This is a genomic window from Oleisolibacter albus (assembly GCF_003336875.1).
Taxonomy (GTDB): Bacteria; Pseudomonadota; Alphaproteobacteria; order Azospirillales; family Azospirillaceae; genus Niveispirillum; species Niveispirillum album.
Map to the genome: position 1 here is coordinate 161,173 of NZ_QGNJ01000007.1, position 18,158 is coordinate 179,330.

Annotated in this window: 19 protein-coding genes; 13 read left to right on the forward strand and 6 right to left on the reverse strand. The window is 70.6% G+C overall.

Features of this window, described 5'->3' with window-relative positions; translation table 11 throughout:
- Positions 1 to 22 precede the first annotated feature (22 nt).
- The 7 genes from DK368_RS11625 (at position 23) to tatA (ending at position 5,566) form a co-directional block, all read left to right on the forward strand.
- Positions 23 to 1,423 (forward strand): nitrous oxide reductase family maturation protein NosD, encoded by a 1,401-nt coding sequence (locus DK368_RS11625; RefSeq protein WP_240002461.1) that lies wholly within the window; start codon positions 23 to 25, stop codon positions 1,421 to 1,423.
- Positions 1,420 to 2,340 (forward strand): ABC transporter ATP-binding protein, encoded by a 921-nt coding sequence (locus tag DK368_RS11630; protein ID WP_114394115.1) that lies wholly within the window; start codon positions 1,420 to 1,422, stop codon positions 2,338 to 2,340. The genes DK368_RS11625 and DK368_RS11630 overlap by 4 nt, the downstream gene beginning before the upstream one ends.
- Entirely contained in the window at positions 2,337 to 3,167 is an 831-nt protein-coding gene (locus DK368_RS11635; RefSeq protein ID WP_114394116.1) for an ABC transporter permease, read from the forward strand. Before DK368_RS11630 ends, DK368_RS11635 begins: the two co-directional genes overlap by 4 nt.
- Positions 3,167 to 3,748, forward strand: coding sequence for a nitrous oxide reductase accessory protein NosL (locus tag DK368_RS11640; RefSeq protein ID WP_114394117.1), 582 nt, complete (start codon positions 3,167 to 3,169; stop codon positions 3,746 to 3,748). Before DK368_RS11635 ends, DK368_RS11640 begins: the two co-directional genes overlap by 1 nt.
- Entirely contained in the window at positions 3,738 to 4,742 is a 1,005-nt protein-coding gene (locus DK368_RS11645; protein ID WP_114394118.1) for an FAD:protein FMN transferase, read from the forward strand. Before DK368_RS11640 ends, DK368_RS11645 begins: the two co-directional genes overlap by 11 nt.
- Before the next feature lie 66 nt (positions 4,743 to 4,808).
- Positions 4,809 to 5,258, forward strand: a complete 450-nt coding sequence (locus DK368_RS11650) for a pseudoazurin (protein ID WP_114394119.1) — start codon at positions 4,809 to 4,811, stop codon at positions 5,256 to 5,258.
- A gap of 146 nt (positions 5,259 to 5,404) precedes the next feature.
- Positions 5,405 to 5,566, forward strand: coding sequence for a twin-arginine translocase TatA/TatE family subunit (tatA, locus tag DK368_RS11655; RefSeq protein WP_114394120.1), 162 nt, complete (start codon positions 5,405 to 5,407; stop codon positions 5,564 to 5,566).
- Positions 5,567 to 5,575: 9 nt separating this feature from the next.
- Here the strand turns inward: tatA and DK368_RS11660 are convergent, their stop codons facing one another.
- Genes DK368_RS11660 through DK368_RS11685 form a run of 6 tightly spaced genes read right to left on the reverse strand, consistent with a single transcriptional unit; the run spans position 5,576 to position 12,333 of the window.
- Positions 5,576 to 6,946: a sigma-54-dependent transcriptional regulator gene (locus DK368_RS11660; protein ID WP_114394121.1), complete on the reverse strand. Its 1,371-nt coding sequence runs from the start codon at positions 6,944 to 6,946 to the stop codon at positions 5,576 to 5,578.
- A complete protein-coding gene (locus tag DK368_RS11665) occupies positions 6,943 to 8,688 on the reverse strand; it encodes a sensor histidine kinase (RefSeq protein WP_162306002.1) in 1,746 nt (581 codons plus the stop codon). The genes DK368_RS11660 and DK368_RS11665 overlap by 4 nt, the downstream gene beginning before the upstream one ends.
- A complete protein-coding gene (locus tag DK368_RS11670) occupies positions 8,685 to 9,818 on the reverse strand; it encodes a GNAT family N-acetyltransferase (protein ID WP_114394123.1) in 1,134 nt (377 codons plus the stop codon). Before DK368_RS11670 ends, DK368_RS11665 begins: the two co-directional genes overlap by 4 nt.
- Entirely contained in the window at positions 9,808 to 10,680 is an 873-nt protein-coding gene (locus DK368_RS11675; RefSeq protein ID WP_114394209.1) for an alpha/beta hydrolase, read from the reverse strand. The genes DK368_RS11670 and DK368_RS11675 overlap by 11 nt, the downstream gene beginning before the upstream one ends.
- Positions 10,677 to 11,636 carry a hypothetical protein gene (locus DK368_RS11680; RefSeq protein WP_114394124.1) on the reverse strand — a complete coding sequence of 320 codons (960 nt, stop codon included), beginning with the start codon at positions 11,634 to 11,636 and terminating at the stop codon, positions 10,677 to 10,679. The genes DK368_RS11675 and DK368_RS11680 overlap by 4 nt, the downstream gene beginning before the upstream one ends.
- A gap of 10 nt (positions 11,637 to 11,646) precedes the next feature.
- Positions 11,647 to 12,333 carry an HAD-IB family phosphatase gene (locus DK368_RS11685; protein ID WP_240002462.1) on the reverse strand — a complete coding sequence of 229 codons (687 nt, stop codon included), beginning with the start codon at positions 12,331 to 12,333 and terminating at the stop codon, positions 11,647 to 11,649.
- A 424-nt stretch (positions 12,334 to 12,757) separates the two neighbouring features.
- On the opposite strand from DK368_RS11685, the gene DK368_RS11690 reads away from it, so the two are divergent.
- The 6 genes from DK368_RS11690 (at position 12,758) to DK368_RS11715 (ending at position 18,158) form a co-directional block, all read left to right on the forward strand.
- A complete protein-coding gene (locus tag DK368_RS11690) occupies positions 12,758 to 14,101 on the forward strand; it encodes an aspartate aminotransferase family protein (RefSeq protein ID WP_114394126.1) in 1,344 nt (447 codons plus the stop codon).
- Positions 14,098 to 14,901 (forward strand): MipA/OmpV family protein, encoded by an 804-nt coding sequence (locus tag DK368_RS11695; RefSeq protein WP_114394127.1) that lies wholly within the window; start codon positions 14,098 to 14,100, stop codon positions 14,899 to 14,901. The genes DK368_RS11690 and DK368_RS11695 overlap by 4 nt, the downstream gene beginning before the upstream one ends.
- Before the next feature lie 10 nt (positions 14,902 to 14,911).
- Positions 14,912 to 15,265, forward strand: coding sequence for an EamA family transporter (locus DK368_RS11700; protein WP_114394128.1), 354 nt, complete (start codon positions 14,912 to 14,914; stop codon positions 15,263 to 15,265).
- Complete coding sequence (locus DK368_RS11705; RefSeq protein WP_240002463.1) at positions 15,262 to 15,651, forward strand: DMT family transporter; 390 nt, start codon at positions 15,262 to 15,264, stop codon at positions 15,649 to 15,651. Before DK368_RS11700 ends, DK368_RS11705 begins: the two co-directional genes overlap by 4 nt.
- Positions 15,638 to 16,846: a DegT/DnrJ/EryC1/StrS family aminotransferase gene (locus tag DK368_RS11710; RefSeq protein ID WP_114394129.1), complete on the forward strand. Its 1,209-nt coding sequence runs from the start codon at positions 15,638 to 15,640 to the stop codon at positions 16,844 to 16,846. Before DK368_RS11705 ends, DK368_RS11710 begins: the two co-directional genes overlap by 14 nt.
- Before the next feature lie 118 nt (positions 16,847 to 16,964).
- Positions 16,965 to 18,158, forward strand: a complete 1,194-nt coding sequence (locus DK368_RS11715; protein ID WP_114394130.1) for a hypothetical protein — start codon at positions 16,965 to 16,967, stop codon at positions 18,156 to 18,158.

Genomic DNA, 18,158 nt, shown 5'->3' on the forward strand with positions numbered 1-18,158 from the left:
GGCGCCGACAGGACCACCGCCCGTGACAGCCTTCCCCTTCATACGCGGCACATTGGTGCTGGTGCTGCTGGCCGGCGGACCGGCGGCGGCGGCACCGGCGGCGGCGGCGGCAACAGTGCCGGTGGCGCCGGGCGGATTGCAGGCGGCGTTACGGGCAGCCCAGCCCGGCGACACGCTGGTGCTGCAGCCCGGCCTGCATCCCGGACCGGTGGTGATCGCCACGCCCCTGACACTGACGGCGGAACCGGGCGCCGTCATCGATGGCGGCGGCCAGGGCAACAGCGTCACCGTGACCGCGCCCGACGTCACGCTGCGCGGCCTGGATGTACGCCATTCCGGCAGCAGCCTGTTCGACCAGAATGCCGGCATCTTCCTGGACAAGACGGCGGAGCGCGCGCAGGTCGAGAGCAACAGCCTGACCGGCAACCTCATCGGCATCTATGCCTGGGGCGCCGCCGATGTGCGCATCCGCGCCAACACCGTGCGCGGCCGGACCGATCTGCGGCTGTCCGAGCGCGGCAATGGCATCCAGCTCTGGAACGCGCCCGGCACACAGGTGGTCGGCAACAGCGTGCGGGACGGGCGGGACGGCATCTTCGTCACCACCAGCCGGAACAATCTGTTCAAGGACAACCAGTTCGAGAATGTCCGCTTCGCCATCCACTACATGTACACGAATGACAGCGAGATCTCGGGCAACCGCTCGCTGGGCAACCATGTGGGCTATGCCCTGATGTACTCGCACCGGCTGCTGGTGCGGGACAACCTGTCGCGGGGTGACCGCCAGCACGGGCTGCTGCTGAATTACGCCAACGGCTCCCGCATCGAAGGCAATGTCATCGCCGGCCGCTTCGAGACGGTGCAGACGGCGGCCGGCGGCGAGGACGAGGCCCGCGACGGCGACATGCCGCTGGAGGCCGACGCCGATCCCACGGCCCCGCGCAGCGGCACCGGCAAATGCGTCTTCATCTATAACGCCAACAAGAACCTGCTGCGCGGCAACCGGTTTGAGGGCTGCGAGATCGGCATCCACTTCACCGCCGGGTCCGAGCGCAACAGCATCACCGGCAACGCCTTCATCGGCAACCGCACCCAGGTCAAATATGTGGGTACCCGCAGCCTGGACTGGTCGTCGGACGGCGTCGGCAATTACTGGAGCGACAATGCCGCCTTCGACCTGGACGGCGACGGCATCGCCGACGAGGCCTATCGCCCCAACGACGTGGTCGACCGCGTGGTCTGGGCCCACCCCCAGGCCAAGCTGCTGCTGAACAGCCCCGGCATCCAGGTCATCCGCTGGGCGCAGAAGCAGTTCCCCGCCATCCATCCCGGCGGCGTGGTGGACAGCCGGCCGCTGATGGCGCCGCCGGCCGATACGAAACCGGACCGTCTCCGCACCGCCGAGCAAGGATCGACGCCATGAGCACAGCCCCCACCGTCGAGGCCCGGGCCGTCTGCAAGCGCTATGGCCGGCACGAAGCCGTGCGTGGCGTGGACCTGACCCTGCATCCCGGCGAATGCGTGGCCCTGGTCGGCCACAACGGCGCCGGCAAAAGCTCGCTGATCAAGCTGATGCTGGGCCTGACCCACCCCACCGGCGGCAGTCTGCACGTGCTGGGCCAGGACCCGGCGGGACCGCAGGCCGCGCGCATCCGCCGGCAGGTCGGCTTCCTGCCCGAGAATGTGGCCTTCCACCCCGGCATGACCGGGCTGGAATGCCTGGACTTCTACGCCCGCCTGAAGGGCCTGCCGACGGCCGGCAACCGCGATCTGCTGGAGCGGGTCGGACTGGGACGCGAGGCCGCCGGCAAGCGCATCGGCACCTATTCCAAGGGCATGCGCCAGCGCCTCGGCCTGTCCCAGGCCCTGCTGGGCGCGCCGCGGCTGCTGTTCCTGGACGAGCCGACCACCGGCCTGGACCCAGCCCTGCGCCAGAGCTTCTATGCCATCGTGCGGGAGCTGCGGGATGGCGGAGCCACGGTGCTGCTGTGCAGCCACGCCCTGACCGAGCTGGAGGGTCAGGCCGACCGCGTGGTGGTGATGAATCGCGGGCGCAAGGTGGCAGAGGGCTGCCTTGCCACCCTGCGCCAGCTGGCCGACCTGCCCGTGCGCCTGCGCGTCCGTCCGGTGGACGGAACCCAGGCCGGGACGCTGTGCGCCCTCTACGGCATCCCGGCCCAGGACGGGCCGGTGGTGGCGCTGAGTTGCAGCGGGGCCGACAAGCTGCCCCTGCTGCGGCACCTGCTGGAGAGCGGCATCCCGCTGGAGGATCTGGAGGTGGTCCAGCCCAGCCTCGATGACATCTACGCCCATTTCCTGGCCCGGGAGGACGCGGCATGAGCACGATCCTGACCATCGCGGCGAAGGAGGTGCGCGACGGCCTGCGCAACCGCTGGGTCGCCGCCACCACCCTGCTGATGGCGGCCCTGGCCCTGACCCTGACCTTCCTGGGCGCGGCGCCCACGGGCACCGTCGGCGTCGGCCAGGTGGAGGTGACCATCGTCAGCCTGTCGAGCCTGACCATCTTCCTGCTGCCACTGCTGGCACTGCTGCTGTCCTTCGACGCCATCGTCGGCGAGATCGACCGCGGCACCATGCTGCTGCTGCTGAGTTATCCCGTGGCCCGCTGGCAGGCCCTGCTGGGCAAGTTCCTGGGCCATCTGGCCATCATCGCCTTCGCCACCCTGTGCGGTTATGGCTGTGCCGGGGCGGCCCTGTGGGCGACCGTGCCCGCCATCGGCCCGCAGAGCTGGGCCGCCTTCGCCGCCATGCTGGGGTCCAGCGTGCTGCTGGGCGGTGTCTTCGTCTCGCTGGGCTATCTCGCCAGCACGCTGGTGCGGGACCGCGGCACCGCTGCCGGCATCGCCGTGGCGCTCTGGCTGGTGTTCGTGCTCCTCTACGACATGGGGCTGCTGGGCCTGCTGGTGGCGACCCAGGGCCAGGGGCTGGGCACGGGGCTGCTGAACGCCCTGCTGCTGGCCAACCCGGCCGATGCCTACCGCCTGTTCAACCTGGCCGGCTTCGCCGAGGTCGGCCGCTATGCCGGCATGGCCGGACTGGCCGCCCACGGCACGCTGGCCCCGGGCCTGCTGCTGCTGGCGCTGGCCGGCTGGCTGCTGCTGCCGCTGGGCCTGTCGGCCCTGATCCTTTCCAGGAGACAGATCTGATGCGCATGGGCCTTCCCGCGGCGGTGCTCGCCGCCCTGCTGCTGGCCGGCTGCGGTGACACGCCGGTGGCCGAAGCCCCGGTCACCCCGGCCGCCATCACCGCCGACGCCGTCGGCCAGTATTGCGGCATGAACCTGGCCGACCATCCCGGCCCCAAGGGGCAGGTGCATGTGCGCGGGCGCAGCCGGCCGGTCTGGCTATCGTCGGTGCGCGACACCTTCGCCTTCCTGATGCTGCCGGAGGAGCCGAAATCCATCCGCGCCGCCTTCGTCTCCGACATGGGACGCGCCACGGCACCGGACGCCGCCGCCCCCGATGCCTGGGTCGAGGCCCGCCAGGCCTGGTACGTCACCGGCTCCACAGCACCGGCGGCCATGACCGGGGCCGAACTCTATCCCTTCGCCGAGGAGGCTGCCGCCCGCGCCTTCGCCAGCGCCCATGGCGGGCAGGTCCGCCGCTTCGCCGACATCACGCCGGCGGAAATCCTGGAGGCGGACGGGGACGATACGGCCGGCCCCGCTCCCGACGCCGGGGCCGCGGGTCCGGCCCGGCAGACGGCGGAGGGCCATCATGCGCACTGAGCGTCAGGGCACCGACCGGCGCCGGTTCCTCTGCATCAGCGCCGCCGCCGCCGGGCTGGCGCTGATGCCCCGCCGGGCCGCCGCCGCGGCCACGCTACACCGCTGGGACGGAACGGCGCTGGGTGCCGACGCCAGCCTGCGGCTGGTGCATCCCGATGCGGGCACGGCCCGCCGCCTGATCGACCTCTGTCTGGCCGAGGTGGCGCGGCTGGAGGCGGTGTTCAGCCTGTACCGCGCCGACAGCGCCCTGGTGCGGCTGAACCGCGACGGGCGGCTGGACGACCCGCCCGCCGATCTGGTGCGGCTGCTGGGCGAGGCCGGCGCCTATGCACGGGCCAGCGGCGGTGCCTTCGATGCCACGGTGCAGCCGCTCTGGCGCCTTTACGCAGAACATTTCGCCCGGGACGGCGCCGATCCCGCCGGCCCGCCCGCCAGCGCTGTGGCCGCGGCCCGCGCACTGGTCGACCACAGCGCCGTGCAGGTGGCGACGGACCGGGTGCGGTTCGCCCATCGCGGCATGGCGGTGACGCTGAACGGCATCGCCCAGGGCTACATCACCGACCGGGTGACCGAGATCCTGCGCCGGGCCGGCATGACCGATGTGCTGGTCGATATGGGGGAGATCCGCGCCAGCGGCCGGCGCCCCGACGGCCGACCGTGGCAGATCGGCCTGCGCGCCCCCGTCGGCGGCGGCATCGGCACCACGCTGGCGCTGGTGGACCGCTCCGTCGCCACCTCCGGTGCCGAGGGCACCCGCTTCGACCCGGCCGGGCGCTTCAGCCATCTGCTGGACCCGGCCAGCGGCCGGGCCGCCCCCCGCTGGACCCAGGTGACGGTGCTGGCGCCGACAGCGACCCAGGCAGACGCCCTGTCCACGGCCCTGTCCCTGCTGGACGAGCCGCAGGCCCGCCGGCTTGTGGATGCCATGCCGGGCGTGGGCGCCCGCCTCACCGCCGCCGACGGCGGCTGTCTTTCCCTTGGGGCCGCCGCCTGATGGCGGACCACGGCCCGTTGCTGCCGGCCCAGGCCGGTCCTTCCATCCGTTCCGAGAGGTTATCCGATGCGTATCCTGACCGCCATCCTCGCCCCCGCCCTGACCGTTGCCGCCCTGCTGGCGGGCGGGTCGGCCCAGGCGGCCCAGCATGAGGTCAAGCTGCTGAACCGCGGCAGCGACGGCATGATGGTGTTCGAGCCGGCCCTGGTGAAGGCGGCACCCGGCGACACCGTGACCTTCGTCGTCAGCGACAAGGGCCACAATGTGCAGTCCATCGCCGGCATGCTGCCGGCCGGTGTGCAGCCCTTCGCCTCCGACATCAACCAGGGCTACACGCTGACCGTGACCGAGGCGGGCGTCTATGGCGTAGACTGCAAGCCGCACTATCCCATGGGCATGGTGGCGCTGATCGTCGTTGGCGACGGCAAGGCCAACCTGACCGAGGCCAAGGCCACCAAGCTGCCGCCCAAGGCCAAGGAACGGATGGACAAGCTGTTCCAGAACGCCGGCCTCTGAACACCATCGGCCGTTCATCGTCACCGGTGAACGGCCCCGGCCTGCAGCGGCACAACCCGGGGTCCCATGCCACCATCCGGGAATGATGACCGTCCCTTCTCTCCACCCGGCCCGGCGCAGCCGGCGCCCTGCACAAGGAGTCCATCATGGCCATCGGCATCTGGCAGGCCGTCATCATCCTGCTGATCGTTGTCCTGCTGTTCGGCGCCGGCAAGCTGCCCCAGGTCATGGGCGATGTCGCCAAAGGCGTGCGCAGCTTCAAGAAGGAACTGGGCGGGTCCGCGGACGAGCTGCCGCCCGCCCCATGAGCAACGGCCTCAGGAGGCCACGCGGGCGATGCGGATGCCCAGCTTCTTCACCCGGTGCCACAGGCTGCGCTCGGTGATGCCCAGAAGCTCGGCGGCCCGCGCCTGCACGCCCCCCGTCTCCCGCAGGGCCGCCGTCAGGATCTCGCGCTCGTACCGTTCCAGCTCCGCATCGAGATCGTCGGGCAGGGCGGTCTGCGCCGGCGCCATGCGCGGACGGTCCTCGAAGAGATAGGGGGGCAGGTCGGCGACATCGACCAGGTCCCCCTGGGCCACGATCACCGCCCGTTCCACGCAGTTCTGCAATTCGCGGATATTGCCGGGCCAGTGATAGGCACCCATGGCCGCCGCCGCCGCCTTGCTGAACCCGGACAGGCGCTTGCCCATGGACCGCGCATGCTTGGCCAGGAAATGCTCCGCCAGCAGGTCCAGATCGCCCTCGCGGTTGCGCAGGGCCGGCACCTGGATGGGAAAGACGTTCAGCCGGTAATAGAGATCCTCCCGGAAACTCCGGTTCTCCACCGCGGCCCGCAGATCGCGGTGGCTGGCGGCGATGAACCGCACATCCACGGTCACCGGTCTGGTGCTGCCCACCATCTCGAAGGTCTGTTCCTGGATGGCGCGCAGCAGCTTGGCCTGCAGCGGCAGCGGCATGTCGCCGATCTCGTCCAGGAACAGGGTGCCGCCATTGGCGGCGGCGAAGCGCCCTTCCCGTGTGGCCGTGGCCCCGGTGAAGGCCCCCTTCACATGGCCGAACAGCTCGGCCTCGATCAGGCTCTCGGGAATGGCGGCGCAGTTGACCGCCACGAAGGGCTTGTTGCGGCGGGGACTGTTGTCGTGGATGGCCCGCGCCACCAGTTCTTTGCCGGTGCCGCTCTCGCCGTGCAGCAGCACGGTGGCACGGCTGGCGCAGACCTCGGTGATCTGGCGCAGCACCTGCTGGAAGGAGGCGCTGGTGCCGACCAGACTGGCGAAATCATACTTGGCCCGCAGCTCTTCACGCAGCCGCAGGTTTTCCGCCTCGGTCTCCCGCAGTTTCAGGGCGCGGCCGACGGTGGCGATGACATCCTCGATCTCGAACGGCTTCGAGATGTAATCGAAGGCCCCCTCCTGGATCAGGGCCACGGCATCGCGCACGCTGGCATAGGCGGTCATGATGACGACCGGGACCTCCGGCCGGGCGGCCGACAGCAGGGCCAGCAGCTCACGCCCGCCGGCACCGGGCATGCGCAGATCGGTCAGCACCAGGCTGACGGGGTTCGCATCCATCCAGGCCAGGGCCGCCGGCACGCTGTCGACGAAATGGCTGGGGAAGCCCCGTGCCTCCAGGGCGGCGGCGACCACCTCGCCAAGCCGGACCTCGTCATCCACCACCAGGATCATACCGCCCCTCCTCCGGTCACCTTGCGCGCCGGAAACCGGATCAAGAACAGGGTCCCCTGGCCGTGGCCGGTTTCGACGTCGATGCTGCCGCCATGCTGTTCGACCACATAGCGGACACGCGCGAGGCCCAACCCGGTCCCCCGTGGCTTGGACGTCACGAACGGCTCGAACAGCCGCTCGCGGATCTCATCCGGGATGCCCATTCCACTATCACGCACGCAGACGGAAATTCCTGCGCCGTCCTGCTCCACCTTCGTCGACAGCGTGCCGCCCCCCGGCATGGCATCCATGGCGTTGAGGACCAGATTGAGGAGGCACTGGCGCAGCTGCTCGGCATCGCCCTCCACCTCGGCCGGGCCGGATGGACGCACCAGCTCCACGACAATGCCGTGGGCGGTCAGGTCCGGCGTGGCCCGGTCCAGCACATCCGCCAGCACCGCCCCCACATCCACCGGCCGGCGGGACATGGTGCGGGGCCGGGCGAAATCGAGCAGGTCATGCACCAGATTGTCGATGCGGCCCACCTCGTCCAACACGAATCCCACCAGGCGGTCGGCACTGTCCGGCAATTGCGCCTTCAGGCGCAGAACCTGGCTTGAGGTCTTGATGATGCCCAGCGGATTGCGGATCTCATGCGCCAGCACAGCCGCGGCCTCGCCCAGAATGGCCAGCTGCTGGCGCCGCCGGACCTCGGTTTCCCGGGCCCGCAGGACCTCCAGACGTTCCGCCATCTCGTTGAAACCGGCGGCCAGTTCGGACAGTTCCCGCCCGCCATCCACATCGACCCGCGCCGCGTAATCCCCCTCGTGGACCTGCCGGAGCCCCTTGGACAGCTTGGCCAGGGGCCGGGAAATGACCTTCGACACGGACAGCGCCACCAGCAGCGAGAAGAGGCCGGCCGCCGCCGACAGCGGCAGGAACAGCGGCAGGGTCCGCAAGAGGGACATCAGCGAAAAGGGCCGGCCCAGATGGCAGGCGATGACGCCGACAAGCCGTCCGTCGCGGTTGCGCAGGGCGGCAAAGGCCGTATCGATGGAGTCGTTCGCGTCGCTCTTGGCCAATGTCGCCGGCTCACCCGCCGACAAGCGGTCAATGACCCCCGGCGGAAGCCGCGACCATTCGCCGGGGGCAAGAATGCTCATCTGCAACGATGGCACGGCCCCGGACACCTGCTCCACCGGCCCGTCCCAGCGATCGGCCACGAAGACGAAGTACTTGCTGTCCCCGCGGCGGAACATGCGCGAGGCGCCCAGCAGCAGGATCTGCTCGCCTTCATGGGTGGTGGTGTAGAAGCCGCTGTCCTGGCTGCGGGGAAGCCACGACGTATCCTCCAGCGCCCCCTGGGCGAACAGGAGCCGGCCATCGGCGGTATAGACCGCCATGACCTCGTAGCCGACGGATTTCAGCAGGTCGGCGGGCAACGTCAGCAGAACCTCGTCCGGTTCCCGCGATTCAATGGCAAGGGTATTGGCGATGATGCCGGCCGCCTGTTGCGCCTCCTCCTCGTCATAGGGGACCATCTGGCCGGCGAACTGGGCAGCGTCCTGCAGCCACAGTTCCACATTGTCGGCGAAGGCTTCGGCAATGATGTTCGCGGCGATGAGGCTGGCCACGAGGACCGGGACGGCACTGACCAGCAGGAAGGCCAGCACCAGTTGCCAGCGCAGCGTCATGGTCCGCAGGACGGAGGACAGGGCCGACCACAGGGACGGACGCACGGCACCCGAAGACCGATCCGTCATGCTGACCGGTCCCGTGCCGGCCCCAGATCCGGGTCCCAGCGATCGAAATGCAGCCATGGCGCCGCGGCGCGCAGCACCGGGTTCAGCAGACGCAGACGGCTGCGGACGAAGATGCCGGACGGCATCAGGCTGCTCCCGAACCGCATTTTGGAGGCGTAGGCGGTCTGCCCCGATTGCAGCAGACGGCGCCCCGTCTGCAGGGCGAAACGGACATTTTCCATCCAGCTGACGGCATAGATATTGTGCTCCGGCCCCAAGGGATAGGCCATGCCCAGGAACTTGTCGATGATCCGGTCCGGCTCCAGGAACAGCAGGTTGAAGGCCGCCAGCTCACCACCGATCCAGTAGAGGACAAAGCGGGCGCGGCCGTCCAGTGCCGCGGCCACGGCCCGGAAATAGCCCTCCGGCAGATCCTCGAAATCACCGTAGCGCACGGCGCTGTGATCGCGGGTGCTGGCATAGAGCGCCTCGATCCGGTCGGCCACATCGTCGATGCGGTCGCGATGCTCGATGCGGAGGGCGGCACGGGCCTTCAGCTTGCGCCGCAGGTCCTTGCGGGTCCCGGCCGACAGGCTGGCCAGATAGGCCCCCTCGTCCTGTCCGGTCAGGTCCAGCACAGCCACCGGCAGGCTGCGCAGACCGACATAGCCCCTGGCCGACAGCGCCGCCGCCAGCGGCGTGTTCTCAGGCGCGGCCAGGTCCTTGAACGCCAGCAGCCGCGCCCGGGTGGCGGCCGCCTCCGCCTCCAGCAGGGCCAGGAAGGCATCCAGGACCCGGTCACGGGCCGCGGCATCCAGCCCCGGCCGCACCGCCACATGGCAGCGCTCGGCCAGGGCCGAGCCGACCCCCAGCAGGCGCCAGGTGAACAGGCCCGGCAACCGGCGCGCCACGGCCTGCACGGCAGCCGTGGCCGCTCCCTGGAACGGCGTGTCGAGCCGGTATTCCATGGTGAACAGCGGGGCCGCCATCGCAAGCCCGCCGGCGTCACGGACCACGGCGAAGCGGCCGCCGACCGCACGGTAATAGGCCCAGCCTTCGGCCTCCTGCGGGAAGCAGGCCGTCCATTGCGCCGCCGGTATCCCGGCAATATCCGGCAGGATCTCGGCCCGCAGCCCGGGTTCAGCCGACATTGGCCACCGCCTTGACCGGCGTTCCCCGGCCCAGGGCCGCCGTCTCCGCCGCGGCCAGCGCCGACAGGAACGTCGAGGCCCGACGCGCCACCAGATCACGCTGCCGGTCCACCGTGACCAGGTGATAGGAATCCTCCAGGATCAGGGCATCGACACGCCCGCCCAGATGCCTCTGGAAATGGAAGGCGTTCGACAGTCCCGCCGTGTCATCCTCCCGGGCATGGACCACCAGGGCCGGCTGCCGGATAGCCGGCAGGCGCGGCCGCAGATCGGCGCTCAGACGCCACATTTCCCGGATCGCCGATGAGGGCGTGGACATCAGGCCCGCCGTGTCGTTCCCGGCCGTGTGCAGCGCCTGGGCCACCATGGAGCGGATACGCTTATCCTTGACGCCGTAGGGGTCCTTCTCGACGAAATGATAGCGGCGACCGATGGGCGTATTGATCAGCAGGCGCAGCAGGAAGCTGTACCAGGGGATCGACCAGCCATCATACCAGAGCGTCGGTGCCAGCAGCATCAGGCCACGCACCCGGTCTGGCTGCCCGGCGGCAAGGCGGGCGGCCAGGAGGGCGCCCATGGACAGGCCCCCGGCCACGATCAGGTCGCATGTCTGCTCCAGCCGCACCAGCGCCGTGTCCAGGCTGGCGAGCCAGTCCTGCCAGCGGCTGGCGACAAGCTCGGCCTCGGTGGCACCATGCCCCGGCAACTGGCAGCAGAGCACCGTCGCCCCGTCCCGGTTCAGGCGGCGGGCCAGGGACCCCATCTCGACAGGCGTCCCCCCCAGGCCATGCACCAGCAGCACGCCCAGGCGCCGGCCCTCCACCCCCTTGCCGGCGAGGAAAATGGTCTTGTCAGCGGTCATGTCGGCCAAAGCCCTTCTGCGGCCATGGCATCGGCCGCGTGCAGAATGCGCGTGTTGGTCAGGTCGTTGATGGAACCGGCCGCAGCGCGGTCCACCGGCGGCAGCCGGGGATGGTCGGTGGCGGACAGGAACCAGCGGAAGGGGTCGCGGTAGACCGGGACGGAATAGTCGCCACAGACATCCATGCCGCGCAGCGGGCGCCGCCGGGCCAGACGCCGGACCAGGGAGAGCACGGCATCCAGCCACAGGCCGCCCTGGTCCCAGTTGGTCACCGCCTCCTCCGGCCCCAGCGCATCCTTGTCCAGCGACACCCAGATCGGCGTCGGCGGCAGACGGGCGTCCAGCGCCGCGGCGAAGGCCTCCCAGTCCTGCCCGGCCAGACAATCCCAGTGGATGTGACAGGCCCTGGTCCGGCAGCCCGGCCCGTTGACGGGACGCCCCCACAGGCGGCTGGGCGCCGCCCGCCAGGGATGCACCTCCAGCCGGCCGGAGCGGATGGCATCGAGATTCGCGAACGCCAGTTGCGGCCGGACGAAATCATCGCTGGCCGGACCGATGGTCACCACCCGCTCGACGCCCGGCAGGTCCAGGGCCCGGTTGACCCAGCCGCCACAGTTCCAGGTGGCCGGAAAGCCGGTCCAGTCCGGATGGTTGTCGATATGCAGGATGGTCAGGGGTCCCTTGGCCGCGGCGATGAAAAGGGCCGCCAGATGGTGGAAATCCCCGGACCCGTAGAAGATCAGCGGCGCTCCGCCCTGACCGGCGGGCACGATGCGGGCCATGCGCCCGGACAGATCGGCCAGGGCCGACCGGCTGGCGACGATGCGCAGGGCGGGGGCGAGATCGCGGGCCGGGATCAGCATGGCCTGTCCCGATGTCAGCCGGGCGCGCAGACCGGACTGGTCGGCCACACTGCCATCGAGATCGACGGCGATACAGCGGAGTTGAGCCGCCATGACCCGTCCCTCACGCCACCTGCCGCCCGTCCGCCGCCGCCGGGAACATCTCCGCCAGCCAGGTGTGGAAGGCCGGCGTCAGATCGGAAAAGCCGGTGAAGGCCGTGTGGGCAATGCCATGGGCCGCGCAATGGACCGCCAGCTTGCCTTTGGCGAAGACGTGGTCGGCGACCCCGGCGCCACAGAAATCCGAGCGGCCATCCCCGATGAGAACCGTGGCGGGATGGCCGATGCCGCCGCCGACCGACGCGCATTTGCAATTGCCCGACGCCGCCCTGCAGCCCTGCCGGGCATGGGGGAAATCGAGATGCCAGCGATCCTCCCCCCTCGAGGTCAGCCGGTTGGACAGCACCGGCAGGTCCAGGCCCAGCCGCCGCAACACCATCCGCGCCACCTGGTCGAGACCGTCGGAGAGGATGGTCACCGCCAGCCCCTCCTCGCGGCAGAGCCGCATGAAGCCGGGGAAACCGGGATCGATGGCCAGACCGGCGGCGAACTGCTCCAGCGCCTCCGGCGTCAGCCGCAGCAGACCCACCTGCCGGGCCATGCATTCACGCGAACCGATCTCGCCCCGCGCCCAGGCCTGTTCCACCGTCTCCCATCCCGGTTCGGCGAACTGCTCCAGCAACAGGTCGGTGGTGTCGGCAACGGAAATGGTGCCGTCGAAATCGATATAGAGCCGCGGAGAGATGCGCATGGGCTGATCCGGTCGGAGGGTGGCGCCGGCCATGTGGCCCGGCCCTGGATGCTGATCCGCAAGCGGCGTGCCAGCCGCGGAGCAGCACCGGCCCGGCCCCATAATCCACCGGACAGCGCCCGTTTCCCTGCATCGCTCCCGTCCGGCCGCCGGATCGTGGAGCGGGGCGATCTACAAATTTTGTAGCTCGCCCCCGAACCTGTAGCCCCCAGGCTGCGGCGGCGCGGACAGGAGCGGCCACCGGCCTGCCACCGGCGCTGCCGCGGTTCCCCTAGGCGCAGCAGGGCTTCCGCCCCGGTTCCAGCCGGATCGTGGCCGCGATGCCCCGGGCTTGGCATGGGGAGTGCAGATGGAGGGGCAGCCCGGCGACGGCAGCCCCCCGCCCCGCCGTGGTGTCGCATCCCTTGCATACAGGCTTTCCGCCATGACCATGCAGTATCAGCAGCCGAACCGGTACCGCCAGAGCGCGGCCCTGTTCGAGAAGGCCAAGACCCTGATCCCGGGCGGCGTCAACAGTACGGCCCGGGCGACCTGGTCCGGCTGGGACCCGCATCCGCTGTTCATTTCCCATGGGACCGGCTCCCGCGTCACCGATGTGGACGGCAACGAGTATATCGACTACCTGCTGGGTCTCGGCCCCATGCTGCTGGGGCACCGTCCCGCCGCCGTCACCCAGGCGGTGGTCGACTTCATCGAGCAACGCGGAACGGTGTTCGCCCTGCCGGCGGCCGAGGAGCTGGATCTGGCGGCCAAGATCAGCGCCGCGGTACCCAGCATGGAGCGCGTGCGCCTGTGCAACACCGGCACGGAGGCCGTGCTCTACACCGTCCGTCTGGCCCGCGCCTTCACCGGGCGGCAGAAGCTGATCCGCTTCGAAGGCATGTATCACGGCTTCTCCGACGGCGTGTACTGGAGCAAGCACCCCTATCTGGCCTTCGCCGGGCCGGACAACGCACCGAAGCCCGTGGCCCAGGGACCCGGGATGCCGGCCGGCGTCGAGCAGAGCCTGATCATCCTGCCCTGGAACGATATCGACGCCCTGCGCGAGACGCTGGAGCGTGAAGGCGACAACATCGCCGCCGTGCTGACCGAGCCGGTCATGTGCAACACCGGCTGCATCCTGCCCAAGCCGGGCTATCTGGAGGCCATGCGCGACCTGACACGCAAGCACGGCGTGCTGCTGATCATGGACGAGGTCATCACCGGCTTCCGCATTTCCCTGGGCGGCGCCCAGGGCTATTACGGCATCACACCGGACCTGTCGGTCTTCGCCAAGGGGCTGGGCGGCGGCTTCCCGGTCGCCGCCATGGGTGGCCGGCGCGATATCATGGCGCTGGTGGAACAGGGGCGGGTCTCCATCGCCGGCACCTACAACGCCAACGGCATCGCCGTTTCCGCCGCCAACGCCACGCTGGACATCCTGGCCCAGCCCGGCATGTATGAGCGGCTGCACGCGGTCAGCGACCGTCTGCGCGAGGGGCTGACCCGGATCATCCACGATCTGCGTGCGCCGGCGCATGTGGTCGGCGTCGGACCGGTGCTGCAGCTCTGGTTCTCCCGCCATCCCATCCACAATTACCGCGATGCCGTCCGCCATTCCGACGACAATGCCTTCCGCCGCTGGTGGGAAGGCATGCTGAACCGGGGCGTGATGTTCCATCCCGGCGCCTTCGAGAACCTGTTCGTCTCCTTCGCCCACACGGAGGCGGATGTCGATCAGACGCTGGCCGCCGCCCGCGAGACCCTGTCGGAGATGCTGGTGGCATGACGGTGCGGGCCGCTTCCGGTGCCGCGGCGGCGGCCCTGTTCCTCCTGGGATGTCCCTCGGCCGGCCCGGCCCGTGCGGCGGAGTCCGCCGGCCCCGTGCTGGACCTGTCCTACGGGGCCGGCGGGCTGACCGGCCCCCGCTATGCCGGCGCCAAGACGGTGGATGCCTGGGCCTTCCCCTATATCAGCGGCAGCATCGGATCGAGCGTGGAGGTGGATACGCTGGACGGCATCCGCTTCACGCCGCTGTCCGGCGACGGCCTGTCCCTGGGCATGATCAGCCGCTACCGGGCGGGACGGGCGGGACGATCCCTGCCGGTGCCGCTGCGGGGGCTCGGCGGCTATCGGGATGCCGTCGAGCTGGGCGGCTTCGCCAGCTGGGAGGACGGCCCCTTCGGGCTGGAGCTGCTGGCCACGACCGATCTCGACAGCGCCACCGGCGGCGCCACGCTGGAGGCGCGGGCCACCCTGTCCCTGCCGTTCGGTGACCCGGACACGCGGCAGGGCCTGCAGATCGGCCCGGTGCTGCGGGCGACCAATCAGCAGCTGCAGCAGCGCGTGTTCGGCGTCAACGAGCGGCAGGCGGCGGCCACGGGGCTGTCGCCCTTCCGCCCGTCGGGCGGGACCGAGCAGGTGGGTGTCGAAGCCGGCCTGGCCCTGTCCCTGACGGGACGCTGGTCCCTGCGCGGGGTCGCTTCCTGGAACCGGCTGGTCGGCGATGCCACCCGCTCGCCGCTGGTGCGCGAGGGCGGAACGCGGGACCAGCTGGCCAGCGGCCTGTTCCTCGTCTTCACTCCATGAGGTCCGCCCCATGACGGGTACCGTTCTCATCCTCTGGCTGATCAACATCATCTGCGACACCGGCGGCCAGCTCGCCTTCAAGGCGGCGGCCGCCGCCGACGGGGACGGGCTTGCCCGCTGGAAGGCCATGGCCGGCAAACCGTGGGTCTGGCTCGGCCTTGCCGCCTATGTCATCGAGTTCCTGGCCTGGCTTGCCTTCCTGTCGCTGGTGCCCCTGTCCGAGGGCGTGCTGCTGGGCTCCATCAATATCGTCCTGATCATGATCGCCGGCCGCATCCTGTTCGCCGAGCGGCTGTCGCCGCTGCGCGTGCTGGGCATCCTGCTGGTGACCGCCGGTGTGGGCGTCGTCGGGATCGGTGCATGATGCGGAAATCCACGATCATCGGGTTCCTGTGCCTGGCCGGCTTCGACGTCATGGCACAGCTGTCGTTCAAGACGGCAGCCACGGCCGCCCTGCCGATGTCGCCCGACCTTGGCTGGGTCCTGCGCGTGCTGGCCGAACCCGCCGTCTATCTGGCGGTGCTGGGCTATATCGGGGCCTTCTTCACCTGGATCAGCCTGCTGAAGCACGCCCCGGTCGGACCGGCCTTCGCCGCCTCCCATCTGGAGGTGGTCCTGGTCATGCCCTTCGCCGTGCTGCTGTTCGGCGAAGCGGTCGGGTGGATTCAGGTGGCGGGGGCGGGTCTGATCCTGTCCGGCATCGCCTGTCTTGCCCTGGACGAGTCCCGGACGCCCCATGATGCCGCTTAGGCGCGAACTGCCGCCGACCGCCGGCCTGCCGCTGTCCTGGCGCGATCTGACCGGTGGCGGCCCGGCCCGGCTGGCCCGCGACGCCGCCGGTTTCCTCGGTGTCGACGAATTGCTGCTGACCTGCTCGGGAACCGCGGCCCTGGTCGTGGCCCTGATGACGCTGAAGCAGACCAGTCCGCGGCGGACGGTGATCATCCCCGGCTTCACCTGCCCGCTGGTGCCCATCGCCATCGCCCAGTGCGGCCTGCGCGTCCAGACCTGCGACCTCGTCCCCCGGGGGCTGGACATGGACCCGGTTCAGCTCCGCCATCTGTGCGACGCGGACACGCTGGCCGTGGTGCCGACCCATCTGGCCGGCCGCATCGCCGATGTGGCGGCCGCGCGGCAGGCCGCGGCGGCCGTGGGCGCCTGGGTCATCGAGGACGCCGCCCAGGCCTTCGGCGCCCGCACACCGGCGGGCCCCGTCGGCACCCAGGGGGATTTCGGGCTGTTCAGCCTGGCCGTCGGCAAGGGCCTGACCCTGTATGAGGGCGGGCTGCTGCATGTGCGCGACGCGACGCTGCGGGCGCTGGCGCGGGAGGTGGCAACATTGCTGCTGCGGCCCGACTGGCGGCAGGAGATGGTGCGGGGCCTGCAACTGGCGGGCTATGCCGCCCTCTACCGGCCCGGCCTGCTGGCCCTGGCCTATGGCGACGGGGTGCGCCGGGCCTTGCGCAACCAGGATCCGGAAACGGCAGCCGGCGACCGCTTCGGACGGGAGATCCCGCTGCACGCGGTGGGGCGCTGGCGCCAGCGTGTCGGCAGCCGGGCCTTGACGCGGCTGGCCCCCTTCCTGGCCGATGGCCGGACCAGGGCGGCCCGCAACGCCGGGCGGTTCGCGGCCGTGCCGGGTGTTGCGGTCTTCACCGACCGGCCGGGCGATGACGGGGTCTGGCCGTCGCTGCTGCTGCGGTTGCCCGACCGCGCCAGCCGCGACCGGGCCCTGGACAGGCTGTGGGGGGCCGGCCTGGGCGTGTCACGCCTGTTCGTGCATGACCTTGCCGGCTATGATTTCCTGCGCGACATCGTTGCGCCGGCCCCCTGCCCCCAGGCGCGGATGCTGGCGGACACCAGCCTGAGCGTCGGCAACTCCCCCTGGCTGACGCCCGCGGATCTCGACCGGATCACCGGGATTCTGGCCGACGCCGTGGCCTGATCCGCGGCGGGACGGCCGACGCCCTCCCAGGCATTCCCATTGTGAACCGAGTTTGCTTTTTGGTTCACCAGCGATACACTTTCCGGCGGCTCGATTCCCGCCGGAAGTGTCCTGCCCCATGGCGCATACCCCTGCCCGTCTGCCCGACATGCTGCCCCTGCGGGTCGTTGCGGATCTGGAACGGGCGGCAACGGCGCTGGCGCGGCTGGATGGGGCGCTGCTGGGCAGCCCGCTGGTCCCGGCCTGGCAGTTCCGGGCCACGCTGGCGGCGGCCACGGCCCTGGCCGAAGCCGACGGGCTGCGGCCCGACAGCCGGCGCGTGGCCGCCATGGCCCTGGGACTGCGGCAGGAAGCCCCGGCCCCGCTGCTGAGCTTCGCCAACGGAGAGGCCGAACGCGACCAGGGCGCCGCCGCCCATGCGCTGCGCCTGTTCCTGCTGCTGCGCGACAGCCTGACTCTGGACGAGACACCGGGTCCGGATGCGGACGCCGATCCGCTGCTCCACGGCGTGGCGGCGGCCCGGGCGCATCTGGAACAGACACACAAGGACGGACCGGTGCTGCTGGCAGCCGGGCTGGGCCTGCGCCACTGGATCGAGACCGGCGGCGACCGGCCATCGGTCTGGGCCGCCCTGCCCGGCTTCCTGGCGCGCAGCGGCGCCCTGCGGGTGCCCTGCCCGCTGGTGGTCGGCGCCGGCAGCCTGCGCGCCCGCGCCGACTGGACACGGCCCCTGCCGGACTGGCTGCGCATCTTCCTGCATTGCATCACCCGCGAGGCCGATCAGGCCCTGACCCTGCTGCTGGATCTGGAGCGGGTGTGGCGGCAGGCCCGGCGGCAGGCCATGGCGCAGTCGCGCAGCCATTCGCGGCTGCCGCAGGTGGTGGATCTGTTGGCCCTGGTGCCCATGGTCAATCCGGAGAGCCTGGCCCGCTTCCTGTCGGGCGGCCGCGACCCGCGCCAGGGGCACCGCCCCGTGGATGACGACGGCCCCTACTGCTCCCCGCGCGGGGCCGCCAAGATATTGGAAAAAATGGAGAGTCTGGGACTGGTGGTGGAGTTGTCGGGGCGCGGCACCCACAAGGTCTACAGCCTGCCAGATCTGGCCCCCCTGCGCAGCCAGAGCCAGCCGGCCCGGCGCCGCGCCGCGCCGGCCACGGCGGCGGAACCGGACATGACCAGCCTTCCGGTTCCGGCCCGGCTGGATGCGCCGCCGCTGGACGAAGCGGCACTGGAAGCGGCCACCGCCGAACTGGATGCTGTGCTCAGCCGGCTGGAAGCCCGGCTGCGCGGCCGCTCATCCGACGTCGGATAA